At 68.8% G+C, this 12,552-nt stretch carries 8 protein-coding genes and 1 pseudogene; 4 read left to right on the forward strand and 5 right to left on the reverse strand.

Annotated features, from left to right (window positions below; all coding sequences use genetic code 11):
• Nucleotides 1-97: 97 nt before the first annotated feature.
• Together JDV09_RS00690 and JDV09_RS00695 are read right to left on the reverse strand one after the other, a co-directional pair.
• The gene (locus JDV09_RS00690) at nucleotides 98-2,890 is read right to left on the reverse strand and encodes an AAA family ATPase (RefSeq protein ID WP_221367181.1); all 2,793 of its coding nucleotides are present in this window, start codon (nucleotides 2,888-2,890) and stop codon (nucleotides 98-100) included.
• 114 nt (nucleotides 2,891-3,004) lie between these two features.
• Nucleotides 3,005-4,261 carry a hypothetical protein gene (locus JDV09_RS00695; RefSeq protein ID WP_221367182.1) on the reverse strand — a complete coding sequence of 419 codons (1,257 nt, stop codon included), beginning with the start codon at nucleotides 4,259-4,261 and terminating at the stop codon, nucleotides 3,005-3,007.
• Between the two features lie 316 nt (nucleotides 4,262-4,577).
• Here JDV09_RS00695 and JDV09_RS00700 point away from each other — a divergent pair, with 316 nt between their 5' ends.
• Nucleotides 4,578-5,534, forward strand: a complete 957-nt coding sequence (locus JDV09_RS00700; RefSeq protein WP_221367183.1) for a DUF1214 domain-containing protein — start codon at nucleotides 4,578-4,580, stop codon at nucleotides 5,532-5,534.
• A 199-nt stretch (nucleotides 5,535-5,733) separates the two neighbouring features.
• On the opposite strand, the gene JDV09_RS00705 is transcribed toward JDV09_RS00700, so the two are convergent.
• Nucleotides 5,734-6,780 (reverse strand): NAD(P)-dependent alcohol dehydrogenase, encoded by a 1,047-nt coding sequence (locus tag JDV09_RS00705; RefSeq protein ID WP_221367184.1) that lies wholly within the window; start codon nucleotides 6,778-6,780, stop codon nucleotides 5,734-5,736.
• A 192-nt stretch (nucleotides 6,781-6,972) separates the two neighbouring features.
• Nucleotides 6,973-8,115 (reverse strand): iron-siderophore ABC transporter substrate-binding protein, encoded by a 1,143-nt coding sequence (locus tag JDV09_RS00710; protein WP_221367185.1) that lies wholly within the window; start codon nucleotides 8,113-8,115, stop codon nucleotides 6,973-6,975.
• 206 nt (nucleotides 8,116-8,321) lie between these two features.
• On the opposite strand from JDV09_RS00710, the gene ctaD reads away from it, so the two are divergent.
• Both ctaD and serB read left to right on the forward strand, forming a co-directional pair.
• On the forward strand, nucleotides 8,322-10,037 hold the full coding sequence (gene ctaD, locus JDV09_RS00715) for an aa3-type cytochrome oxidase subunit I (protein WP_221367458.1): 1,716 nt from the start codon (nucleotides 8,322-8,324) through the stop codon (nucleotides 10,035-10,037).
• Between the two features lie 50 nt (nucleotides 10,038-10,087).
• Nucleotides 10,088-11,335: a phosphoserine phosphatase SerB gene (gene serB, locus JDV09_RS00720; protein WP_255604655.1), complete on the forward strand. Its 1,248-nt coding sequence runs from the start codon at nucleotides 10,088-10,090 to the stop codon at nucleotides 11,333-11,335.
• A 94-nt stretch (nucleotides 11,336-11,429) separates the two neighbouring features.
• Here serB and JDV09_RS00725 read toward each other — a convergent pair.
• Nucleotides 11,430-12,319: pseudogene (locus JDV09_RS00725) on the reverse strand (aminotransferase class I/II-fold pyridoxal phosphate-dependent enzyme); the annotation flags it as partial.
• 63 nt (nucleotides 12,320-12,382) lie between these two features.
• Here JDV09_RS00725 and JDV09_RS00730 point away from each other — a divergent pair.
• Complete coding sequence (locus JDV09_RS00730) at nucleotides 12,383-12,535, forward strand: hypothetical protein (RefSeq protein WP_221367187.1); 153 nt, start codon at nucleotides 12,383-12,385, stop codon at nucleotides 12,533-12,535.
• The last annotated feature ends 17 nt before the right edge of the window (nucleotides 12,536-12,552 follow it).

Below are 12,552 nucleotides of genomic sequence, written 5' to 3' on the forward strand. Positions count from 1 at the left end.
TTTCAGGCTAGGAAGCACCCGTGGGTCGCGGATACAGGGAATTCCCTGGACTTCTCGACGAGACCGTCTCACGCGCGTGGCCCGCGGATACGGTGCCTCAGCGGTTTTCCGGGCGCGGCGGATCCGACTGGTCGGCCGCGGACGAATTGAGGCGGGCGAAAAGTTGTGCGCGCGAACGAATCCCGAGCTTGCGGTAGACGGTGCTGAGGTTCATCTCCACGGTCTTCGGTGCGAGGAACAGCTCGGCGGCGATTTCCCGGTTGGACAGGCCGGCCGCGGCCCGCTCGGCGACGCGATGCTCGGCGGCGGTCAACTCGGGGGTGGGGGAGGAGCCCGGTAGCAGCCGTTTCAGCTCGTCGCGAGCGCGCGCCGACCACAGCGGACTGCCCAGGTCATCGAAGGTGCGCAGGGCAGCGGTCAGGGTCGCACGGGCGGCCGCCCGGCGGCGCCGACGACGTTGAATCTGGCCGAGCAGCAGCTGGGTGCGGGCCAGCTCGAAGGGCATCGGCACCCGCAGATGCTGCCGGACAGCCTCTTCGGCGCCCTCCTCGGCGCTGTCGAGTTCACCGCGGGCGGCCAGGATGTGCGCGCGCCCGCGCGCGCCCACGGCCAGCATCCAGGGCCGGTCGAGCCGGGAGCCGCCCGTCTCCAGCGCCGCGACGAGCCGACCCGCCTCGTCGAGGCGGCCCGTCGCAGCCAGCGCTTCCACCGCGTCGGGCAGGTATGCGCCTCCCTCGATCTCGAGACCGTGGTCCGGGTCGAAGGCGTCGATGAGAGGTTGCAGCGTCCTCAGCGCGGCGGCGTACTCGCCCGCCGACACGTCGAGGAACCCCAGCGTGGTCAGCGGCTCGATGGCCAGGCGGCTGCTCCCGATGACCCGGGCGGTGTCGACCGCGGCGGTGGCCACGGCGCGGGCTTCGGCATCGCGCCCCGCGTAGGCCGCCGCGGCGGCCTGGACGGTCCAGGTGGTGATGAGCAGGAGGCGTCCACCCATCTGCTCGGCACGCTGCACCGCCTCGTGAGCCGCTTCGGCCGCATCCCGGTAGCGGCCCATCCACACGTCGATCGCGGCGACATGCACCGCCGCCCAGATGATCTCGACCTCGGTGCCGGCTTCGAACATCTGCTGGCGCACCGCACGTATCTGACTGTGTGCCCGCTCGAGATCACCGGTGTAGGCCGAGATCATCGCCTGCACTGCGCTGGCCCGGAACCATGTCGTGGCGCCGCTGTCGGGATCTTCCAGCTCCAGTGCGGTCTGCAGGGCTTGGTGGTCGGCACCGAGCCCGTAGACGAACGTCACCGCGACCCAGATCGACAGCGCCTGGCTGCGCAGGCCCGGCACGCCGACCCGATCGGCCAGCGTGACCGCCATCCGGGCGCGCTCGACAGCCTCGGCGATGCGGTTGACCATCACCATCGCCAGGGTCAGCCGCAACATGCACAGCAATCGCAGGGCGACGTTGTCACCGGCTTCCTCGACGGCCTTCGCCATTGCCTCGACCCCGGCCGCCGGGTCGTCGTCGTAGCCGCGCACCGCCCCCAGCAGCATCAGCGCCAGGCAGCGCTCGGTGCCAGGGGCGAGATCCTCAATGGTCGACTGCAGATGGGTCCGGGCCGGCACCAGATTGCCTGCGCGGAACTGCAGTTCTGCGGCCCGAATCCGGCGTTGTGCGGTGTCGCCGCCCAGTCTGAGGGCCAACTCGACCAACTCGGCCGCCGCGGCGGGCGCGCCCCGGGCGAAGGTGGCCTCGGCGGCGGCGTCGAGCGCGGCCACGGTGGCCGCGTCGCCGGTCGTCGCCGCCAGGGCAAGATGCCGGGCCTTGAGTTCGGGCTGGTCGACGACGCCCGCCAAGCTGCGGTGCATCGCGCGCCGCCGCGTTCGGCTGGCTTGCGCGTACACACCGGTGGCGAACAGTGGGTGGCAGAACCGCACCTGATTGCCCTCGAGTTCGACGATGCCACGGTCCTCGATGGACTCCAGCAGCTCGGTCGCGCGGGCCACCCCGTGCCCGGTGGCTTGGCCGATCAGTTCGACGGAGGGTTCCGCCGCGCACGCGGCGGCCAGCAGGACGGCGGCGACCTCGTCGTCGTTGCGCCCGACGCGCTCCCGCACGATCTCCGCCAGGCTGGTGGGCAGGTCGATGGCGCCGTGCGTGGGACCGTCCGCGATCGCGCGGGCGAGTTCGATCGCAAACAACGGGTTGCCGTTGGAGATCTCGAAGATCCGCGCGATCGCCGGACGCGGCAGCGTCCGCTCGAGCCGATCCGCCACCAGCCGGTGCACACCGTCCACGGTCAGCGGCTGCATGGTGATGCAGGCGACCGCATCCGGGTGCGCGAACGTCAGCCACCGCTGCACGCTCCCTACGTTGGGCTCGCCGGTGCGCACCGTCGCGATCGCGCCGACCGGCCCGCTCAGACGGCGTGCGGCGAAGCCGAGCACAGCCTGCGTGGACGTGTCCAGCCACTGCGTGTCATCGATGCAGATCAGCACCGCAGCATCCGCCGAAAGGGTTCGCAGCACGGACAGGAACGCCTCTGCGACCAGGCGCTCATCGGTCGCAGGCCCCTCCCCGTATCCCGACACGACCCGGTCCAGCGCCGCGCGCTGCACGGCCGGCAGGTGCCGCCACAACGAGTCGTCGAGTGAGCACAGCAAATCGGCCATCGCCGCGTAGGCGTACGTCACCTCAGATGGGGCTCCGCGCGCCTTGAGCACCCGGAAGCCGCGCGCCGAGGCGCGGCTCGCGGCTTCCGAGATCAGGGTCGTCTTGCCGATCCCGGGCTCGCCCTCGATCACCAGCCCCGACGGTTCGACGGCGACCCGGTCCAGGAAGTGCGCCACCGCGCGGTCTTCGGCCGCGCGCGCCACGAGCCCCCCGGACATAACCAGCATCCTCGCAGGCAATGACGCGATGCCGGGTTGAATCGCCCTGGAAATCCCGGGGCACATCACCGCCGGAATGCCCGTTTCCCCTGGTGAGGCCGGTTTCGAGTCCTGTCAGGGGTAGTTCCAGAAGTGGTGGGGCACTCCGCTTGACCGGATCGCTGCTCCGAGGCCGTAGGACTGGGCGCCCGACCAGTGATGTTCCAGCAGGTCGATGATGTCGGTGCCGTGTTGTCCGCCGAGCGCGATCACCATGGCCGGCACGTCCTGCGCGGCGATGGTGTAGCCGTACTCGTATTCGCCGTCCGGACTGACCGGTTCCGTCACTGGGCCGAGGTCTTGTCCATCGATTCGTAGCGAACCGTCGGGTTGCAGGGTGGCGTCGAGATTGAGCCAGCTGCCGTCCTCGCGGCGCTCGTCCAGCAAGCTCACGCACCGCCTCGGCCGGCGATCCTGGCTCGCGGGAGACACACCCAGGTATGTCTCTGCCGCGGTGAGCGCGTCGTCGACACGGTTGAAGCCGAGCACTCCGGTCACGAAGGATTCGTCGCGGTCGACGTGAAGTACCCACCCCGTGGGAACCGGGCGGTCATCACCGTCCACCTCGTTGCCGGGGTTGCCCGCGTGGTAGGCCAGAAACGGCTGGCCGTCGGTGTCGGAGAAGCCCAGTTCCCGATCCGAATTCCGATCGACATGGATCGTCGAGTTGATCGACGGCGAGGATCGATACGAATCGTCGTCGTCGAGTACCAGAGGGCTCCACCGGACGGCGGTGCGCCAGCTTGGGTCGTCATTCACCCAGGCCCACATGACGTCGGCGACCAACCCGCAGTCCGCAGTGAAGAACTGGAAGTGGGCATCGGGTCCGCCGTCGCGGTACTCGAATTGATAAGTCCCGTTGGGGTCGCGATAGGCCTGAATATGGTCGTGCTCCCCGCGCGCGAGGATGAGAAACGGATTTTCCGGTGCCGGCCAGGTCGGCCGCAGGACCAGGTCGCGAAGCAGCGTCGGGGTCACATAGGGCAGCAGTGCCAAGCCGCAGAGCTCCACCTCGACATCGACACGGCCACGCGGATCGTAGAGCCGAAAGAGTTCGATGTCGTAGACGGCGAGTCCGCGGGCCGCGGCGGACTGCAGAAGATAACGGAGCAGACCGTCTTCGGGGCGATCGGTGGCAATGACGGCCCCACGTGCATCGGCCGGGCGCACGGCCAGATAGCGACCCAATATGTCGTCCAGCTCGTCGAACAGCTCCCGAACGGCCTTGTGAGGCTGCCCCTCGATTCCGGTGGCCATTGCGCACACCAGATCGTTGGCCTGCTCGACGGAGTCGGCCGCACCGGCCGGAAAGATCGCGAACCGATGGTTCATCGCTTCATGGGCGTATTGCACGACCGAATCGCCTTCCTCGCGGCCTTTCACCAACTGCCGAGCCATCGCCTGGGCCCGCCGTGGAGCCAGTCAATGGACTTTTCAACGACATTCGGCTCAGGTCTCTCTTCCCTTGACGCCGCAGGGCGAATCGCTACAACCGGCGACCCGCCATATCTGAAATCTAATGCGGGCCACCGACAAGCTCTCCTGACTCGATGACCTTCGAACCCGCCCGCACCTGTCCGGAGTGTGTGACCCTCGTAGTAGCCACCATTCGCTTTGCCGACGGTTTCGGGAACCAGAGGAGGGTTCGATGACAGAGTTGGTCAACGTCGACAACTTCGTTCGGGCCGAGACTGCTCGGATGTTCGACGGGACGCTGGCGCATGCGGGCGGGGTGAACCGATTCGTTCATCTGCGCGCGCCGACGCCGGTCGACCGCCAGTCGGTGATCCGGATGAACCGCGACACCCTCTACAGCGCGCTGATCGCCGACATCAGCCAAGGCGCGACGCTGACGATCCCCGACGCCGGCGACCGCTACCTGTCGGCGATGGTGGTCAACGAGGACCACTTCGTCATGCGGGTGTTGCACGAACCCGGCGTCCACCAGCTGACCCTCGACGAGTACGGCACACCTTTTGTCGGCGTTTCGGTCCGCACCTTCGTCGACCCCAACGACCCCGCAGACGTGGCGGCCGTCAACGGCATTCAGGACCGGCTGGCACTCGATGCCCCCGCCTCGGGGCCCTATACCCACCCCGACTACGACACCGCGAGCCTCGACGCCGTCCGGGAGCCGCTGTTGCAGCTCTCTGAGTCGCTGCCCGATAGTGCCCGCACGTTCGGTGCGCCCGACGAGGTCGACCCGGTCCGGCACCTGATCGGCACGGCCTACGGCTGGGGCGGCCTGCCCGAGCGCGAGGCGTTCTATCTGGTGGAGGCGGCACCACATCCGGTCGGGCACTACCGCATCACCTTCCACGACGTGCCCGTCGACGGTTTCTGGTCGCTGACCGTCTACAACCGGGACGGCTTCCTCGAGCCCAACCAGTACGCGGCGTGGAGCATCAACAACGTGACCGCCGTCGCCGACGAGGACGGCTCGGTCACCGTGGATCTGGCCCCGGAACCCGACGGGTTCCGCAACCACCTCTACGTCATGGATGGTTGGAACTATGCCATTCGGCTGTACCGGCCACGGCCCGAGATCCTCGATGGCCGGTGGATCGCCCCCGCGCCGGAGGCGGTCGGCGCGGGGAGCCGTTGAGCCAGAACGAATTCGGGCACCTCAACCCGAACACCACCGCTGATCACGGACGATGAACGCCGGGCGACACCGGGGCGAACAGTGCACCCCTGGCGTAGCGCCCGGATCGGCCCGAGCTCACACCTGGGGCGTGTCCGCGACCTCGTTGTTCCACTCCGGTGTCGAGACCGGCGAGCCGCCGGAACCGACGGCCCCGTCGTCAGCGCAGTGACGCGGTGTCGATGACGAACCGGTAGCGCACGTCGCTGGCCAGCACCCGGGCATAGGCCTCGTTGATGTAGTCCGGTTCGATCACCTCGATCTCGGGGGCCACTCCGTGCTCGGCGCAGAATTCGAGCATCTCCTGGGTCTCGGCGATGCCGCCGATCAGCGACCCGGCGATCCGGCGCCGGCCGAAGATCAGTGCGCCTGCGGGAACACTCATCGGATGTTCGGGCATGCCCAGTTCGACCAGCGTCCCGTCCAGCGTGAGCAGCTTGAGGTACTGCTCGAGGTCGAGATTGGCCGACACGGTGTTCAGGATCAGGTCGAACTTCCCGGCCAGGTCCTTGAACGTGGTGCGGTCGCTGGTGGCGCGGTAGTCGGTGGCGCCGAGCCGCAGACCGTCCTCCATCTTCTTCAACGACTGGCTCAGCACGGTGACCTCGGCGCCCATCGCGGCCGCCAGCTTGACGCCCAGGTGTCCGAGGCCGCCCAGCCCGATGACCGCGACCTTCGTTCCGGGCCCGGCGTGCCAGTGCCGCAGTGGTGAGTACGTGGTGATGCCGGCGCACAGCAGCGGTGCGGCCGCATCCAGCCCGATGCCGTCCGGGATGCGCAGCACGTAGTTCTCGTCGACGACGATCGCACCGCTGTAGCCGCCCTGGGTCGGCTGCCCGTCGCGCCCGACCCCGTTGTAGGTGCCGATCATGCCGGGGTTGTCGCAGTACTGTTCCTCGCCGGCCAGGCAGTTCTCGCATTCGCGGCAGGAGTCGACGAAGCAGCCCACCCCGGCGCGGTCGCCGACCTGGAACAGCGTCACCTCGGATCCGACCCCGGTCACCACACCGGCGATCTCGTGGCCGGGCACCATCGGGTATTCCACCTGGCCCCACTCACCGCGCACGGTGTGGATGTCGGAGTGGCAGATGCCGGCGAAGTGGATGTCGAGGGCCACGTCGTGGGGCCCGAGCTCGCGGCGGGTGATGGTGGCGGGCGTCAGCGGATCGGTGGCCGAGGTGGCCGCATAGGCGGAAACGGTGCTCATTGAGTCCTCTAGGTCTGCACGGGTGCGCGCACCGGGGTACCCGGTGGCGCTGAGGGATTTCTGCCGCGACGTTGCGGCCCGCGAACATCCAACCGTCACGGACGGGTCGATTAGTCCCGGCCGGGCGTGTGAGATGGCACCCACATGTGAGACGGCACCCACATGTGAGACGGCACCCACATCGGTGCGGGCTCAGTTGATCGGAGCGTTGACCCATCGTAGGTCGGCAACGATGCCGCGCGCGGCGACGATGCTCTCGCCGGTCTGCCAGACCTCGTTGTTCACCGCGAACACCCGGTCGTCGCGGTTGGCCGACAGCCGCTTCCACGGGTCGCTGCGCAGCACCTCGGTGGCGTGCTCCCTGGCCTCGGCGCTGGCGAAGGAGAGGTAGACGATGTCGCCGTCGGCGATGGACAGGTCCGGCGACTCGGCCAGGTCCGCGCCGGAGATGCCCACCTCGACGTAGGGCTTGTCGCTGAACCGCTGCGCCGCGGGCCGGTCCACCCCGACGGTGGCGAGGACACTGCCGGCGAAGTTGTCGATGCCGAACACCCGCATGGTGGTGTCGGTGAACTGGACCACCGACGCCTGGAAGTGGGTGGCGTCGTTGTCGGCGCCGGTACGGCGGGCGGCCTCGTCGAACTCGTCGATCAGCGCGTTGGCCGTGTTCAGTCGTCCCGTTGCCGCGCCGACGGTGCGCAGGTTGTCCTGCCACGCCACCCCCGGCGGCCCGCCGAACACCGTCGGGGCGATCTCCGACAACGCGGGATAGTCCTCGGCGGTCAGGGCCGCCGAGCCGAGGATCAGGTCGGGGTGCGCGTCGCGGATCGCATCGAGGTCGGGATCGCTGCGACTGCCCGCCGCGGGCAGATCGTGGATCACCGTGCCGAGGTAGGAGGGCTGGTCGTCGTGCCCGTCCGGCAGCGCCGCGGCGACGATCCGCGATTGCAGGCCCAGCGCGCACAACGCGTCCAGCTGGTCCCCGGACAGCACGACGATGCGCTGGGGGTCGGCGGCCACCAGCGTCGTCTCCGGGATCGGCGGGGTGACGGCATGCGCGGTGGCGTTGCCGACCTCGCGCTCCGGAGGACCCTCGTCGACCGGGGCCGGGTCGGGGGCGCAGGACTCGTCGGGCCTGCGGTCGTTGCCGAGCACGCCGGCGCCGGCGATGCGGGTGGCGCTGGTGATGACGGTGTTGTCGGTGGGGCCTGGCGCCGGGGCGTCGCCGGAGGACCCGCACCCGGTGACGACGGTGATGCCGACGGCGGTGGCGAGTGCGGCCAGTCCCGAGGAGCGCGACACCCAGCGGCGCGCCTGCGCACCCGTGATCGACACGCCGCCGACCGTAACACCCGGGCGTTCCGCGCCTGGTCAGGCGCGTGCGGGCGGAAGGCGCCGAAATGGACGGCCGCGAAATACGACCGTTTGTAGGACCACCCCGACCCGGGGCGGGTTCGAGGGTTAGGATTCACCTCAGACACCTCGTCGTCGGCGTGCCCCGTGCACCGTCCTGCTAGGTACACAGAAGGTTGGAGGATCTGTTGGTAGCCGAAGCGCCCCCAATCGGAGAACTCGAGGCTCGGCGTCCGTTCCCGGCGCGGCTCGGCCCCAAGGGCAACCTGATCTACAAGTTGCTCACCACCACCGATCACAAGCTCATCGGCGTCATGTACTGCGTCGCGTGCTTCGCGTTCTTCCTCATCGGTGGGTTGATGGCGCTGTTCATCCGGACCGAGCTGGCCGTGCCCGGCCTGCAGTTCCTTTCCAACGAGCAGTACAACCAGCTGTTCACCATGCACGGCACCGTGATGCTGCTGTTCTACGCCACCCCGATCGTGTTCGGCTTCGCCAATCTGGTGCTGCCGCTGCAGATCGGCGCCCCCGACGTCGCGTTCCCGCGGCTGAACGCCTTCTCGTTCTGGCTGTTCCTGTTCGGCGCGCTGATCGCGACCGCGGGCTTCATCACCCCCGGCGGGGCCGCCGACTTCGGCTGGACCGCGTACTCGCCGCTGACCGACGCCATCCATTCGCCCGGGGCCGGAGGTGACCTGTGGATCATGGGCCTGGCCGTCGGCGGTCTGGGCACCATCCTCGGCGGCGTCAACATGATCACCACCGTGGTGTGCATGCGGGCGCCCGGCATGACCATGTTCCGGATGCCGATCTTCACCTGGAACATCATGGTGACGTCGATCCTGATCCTGCTGGCGTTCCCGATCCTGACCGCGGCCCTGTTCGGCCTGGCCGCCGACCGGCATCTCGGCGCGCACGTCTACGACCCCGCCAACGGCGGTGTGCTGCTGTGGCAGCACCTGTTCTGGTTCTTCGGGCACCCCGAGGTGTACATCATCGCGCTGCCGTTCTTCGGCATCGTCACCGAGATCTTCCCGGTGTTCTCCCGCAAGCCGATCTTCGGCTACACCACGCTGATCTACGCGACGCTGGGCATCGCTGCGCTGTCGGTCGCGGTGTGGGCGCACCACATGTACGCGACGGGTGCGGTGCTGCTGCCGTTCTTCTCGTTCATGACGTTCCTGATCGCCGTGCCGACGGGCATCAAGTTCTTCAACTGGATAGGCACGATGTGGAAGGGCCAGTTGACGTTCGAGACACCGATGTTGTTCTCGGTGGGCTTCATCGTGACGTTCCTGCTCGGCGGCCTGTCCGGAGTGCTGCTGGCCAGCCCGCCGCTCGACTTCCACGTCACCGACAGCTACTTCGTCATCGCGCACTTCCACTACGTGCTGTTCGGCACCATCGTGTTCGCGACCTACGCCGGTATCTACTTCTGGTTCCCGAAGATGACCGGCCGCCTGCTCGACGAGCGCCTGGGCAAGCTGCACTTCTGGCTGACGTTCATCGGCTTCCACACCACGTTCCTGGTGCAGCACTGGCTGGGTAACGAGGGTATGCCGCGCCGCTACGCGGACTACCTGCCCACCGACGGCTTCACCACGCTGAACATCGTCTCCACGATCGGCGCGTTCATCCTCGGGCTGTCGACGCTGCCGTTCCTGTGGAACATCTTCAAGAGCTGGCGCTACGGCGAGCCGGTCACCGTCGACGATCCGTGGGGCTACGGCAACTCCCTGGAGTGGGCCACCAGTTGCCCGCCGCCGCGGCACAACTTCACCGAGCTGCCCCGCATCCGGTCCGAGCGTCCGGCGTTCGAGCTGCACTATCCGCACATGGTGGAGCGGATGCGTGCCGAGGCGCACGTCGGTCGAGACCACACCAACACCCACACCGGCAGCTGATGGCCGACACCCGATCGCCGGGCGGTCGGGGAGTGAGCGCATCGGAGCCGCTGGCCGACCCCTTCGGTTCCACGCGCAGCCGCTCGTCGCTGCTGATCACGGTCACCGGCCGGGACCGGCCCGGCGTCACGTCGGCGCTGTTCGAGGTGCTGTCCCGGCACCGGGTCGACCTGCTCAACGTCGAACAGGTGGTCATCCGCGGCCAGCTGACGCTGGGGGTGCTGGTCGCCGCCGCGGCCGAGGTCACCGGCGGCCCCGATCTGCCCGCCGAGGTGCGCACGGCGATCCACGGCGTGGGTCTCGAGGTGAGCATCGAGCCCAGCGACAGCCTGCCGGTCATGAGCGAGCCGTCCACCCACACCATCGTGGTGCTGGGCCGGCCGATCTCCGCCCAGGCGTTCGGGGTGGTCGCCCGCGAGGCCGCCGCACTCGGGGTGAACATCGACTTCATCCGTGGCGTGTCGGACTATCCGGTGACCGGGCTGGAGCTGCGGGTCTCGGTCCCGCCGGGCACGTTCGGTGAGCTGCAGGCGGTGCTGGCCCGGGTCGCGGTCGAGGAGAGCATCGACGTCGCGGTGGAGGACTACAGCCTGTCGCGGCGCGCCAAGCGGCTCATCGTCTTCGACGTCGACTCGACGCTGGTCCAGGGCGAGGTGATCGAGATGCTGGCCGCCCGGGCCGGTGCGGAGGCCAAGGTCGCCCAGATCACCGAGGCGGCGATGCGCGGCGAACTGGACTTCGAGCAGTCGCTGCGGGAGCGGGTGGCCACGCTGGCCGGACTTCCCGCCGAGGTGCTCGACGAGGTGGCCGGGGAACTCGAGCTGACCGCCGGGGCGCGCACCACGATCCGCACGTTGCGGCGACTCGGATACCACTGCGGCGTGGTCTCCGGCGGCTTCCGGCAGGTGATCCAGCCGCTGGCCGACGACCTGATGCTGGACTTCGTGGCGGCCAACCAGCTGGAGATCGTCGACGGCAAGCTCACCGGGAAGGTGATCGGCACGGTCGTCGACCGGCCGGGCAAGGCCGAGGCGCTGCGCGACTTCGCCGCGCAGGCCGGGGTGCCGATGGAGCAGACCGTCGCGGTCGGCGACGGCGCCAACGACATCGACATGCTCGCGGCCGCCGGCCTCGGGGTGGCGTTCAACGCCAAGCCGGCGCTGCGGGAGGTCGCCGATGCGTCGCTGAGCCACCCGTACCTGGACACGGTGCTGTTCGTTCTCGGTGTCACCCGCGGCGAGATCGAGGCCGCCGATGCGATCGACGGCGTCATGCGCCGCGTCGAGATCCCGGACTGAGCCGCGCTCACACCACGGTGGTCGTCTCCGGTGCGACGGCACCAGTCACGTTGCGCCACGCGCCTCGAGTTGGGTTCGGCGCGCCCGCAGGATCTTCCCGGCGCCCGGGCGGCAGTTCGTCGGTGTGCACGAGAAGCTCTGCCGCGGAGAGCTGTTCGAGGATCGCGGTGCCCATGTCCACCGACGGCCGCATGGCGGCCGGCATGACGCTGCGCTCGGCCCGGATCCAGCCGATCCGCAGACCACCCCAGAACGACTTCGACACCGAACCGACGGTCAGGTCCAGGTCCCGCCGGCGGGTCAGCTCGGCGGCCGGTGGGGGCGGCACGGGCTGGCCGAGCCAGATGCCGCTGATCGTCTCGTCGACGACCGTGCGGGTCCGGGTGCCGGTGACGATGTGCGCCAGGCGTTTCCGGTCGGCGGCCGGCAACGTGTGGCCGGTGGGATTGCGGTTGTCGGCGATCAGGTAGACCAGGTCGGGGGCCAGTTGATGCATTGCCGCCTCCATCGCGTCGAGGTCCCATCCGTCGTCGGTCATCGAGACCGGCACCGCCCGAGCCCCGGACGCCGTGATCGCGGACAGTGCCCCGTGATAGGTCGGTTGCCCGGCCAGCACCCGATCACCGGGTGGGCGTAGGTCGTCAGGATCAGGCCGAAGGCGTGCAGGGCGCCGGTGGTCACCATGATCTCGTCGGGTTGGTGGGCAGCCCACGCAGGCAATATCTTTCGGCGATGGCCTGACGCAGCGGCAGCGCCCCGACCAGCTCGTGGCCCATGCTCTGCAGGTACGGCGTGACCTCGGCGAACGCCGTCATCACCGCCGACGCCGGCGCCGACCGGTAGGCGCCCGTCGCCGATCAGCAGCCGGATCGCATCGGCGAGACCGTGGTAGGCCGGGCCGCTACGACTGGATGTGCGCCAATTGCCCAGCTCGCGTGCCAGGAGGTCCACATCGAGCGATCTTGCCGCCGTCGCATCGGTCATTGGTAGCCAGTAGTCGCCAACTGGATATTGATGGGCAAGCCAGTCTGTAATGACCATGTCCACATGACGAACTGGATCTCTCGGCTGGCGCAGCGTCTGGCCGATGTGTACTACCTTCCGTCGGTCGACAGCCTGGCCGGCGACCACGATGCCGACGCGCGGCGCATCCGCGGCGAACTCGACGCGATCCGCCTGCATCTCCGGGAACACGGTTGATGGCCGCGCCGGTTCGC

It is taken from the genome of Mycolicibacterium xanthum, assembly GCF_019710635.1.
Lineage (GTDB): Bacteria > Actinomycetota > Actinomycetes > Mycobacteriales > Mycobacteriaceae > Mycobacterium > Mycobacterium xanthum.

Excerpts from the sequence above, each read along its gene's own strand:
- JDV09_RS00730 (WP_221367187.1), top strand. The coding sequence starts at position 12,383 with ATGACGAACTGGATCTCTCGGCTGGCGCAGCGTCTGGCCGATGTGTAC.
- JDV09_RS00705 (WP_221367184.1), bottom strand. The coding sequence starts at position 6,780 with ATGAGCACCGTTTCCGCCTATGCGGCCACCTCGGCCACCGATCCGCTG.
- JDV09_RS00690 (WP_221367181.1), bottom strand. The coding sequence starts at position 2,890 with ATGTCCGGGGGGCTCGTGGCGCGCGCGGCCGAAGACCGCGCGGTGGCG.
- JDV09_RS00700 (WP_221367183.1), top strand. The coding sequence starts at position 4,578 with ATGACAGAGTTGGTCAACGTCGACAACTTCGTTCGGGCCGAGACTGCT.
- JDV09_RS00695 (WP_221367182.1), bottom strand. The coding sequence starts at position 4,261 with ATGAACCATCGGTTCGCGATCTTTCCGGCCGGTGCGGCCGACTCCGTC.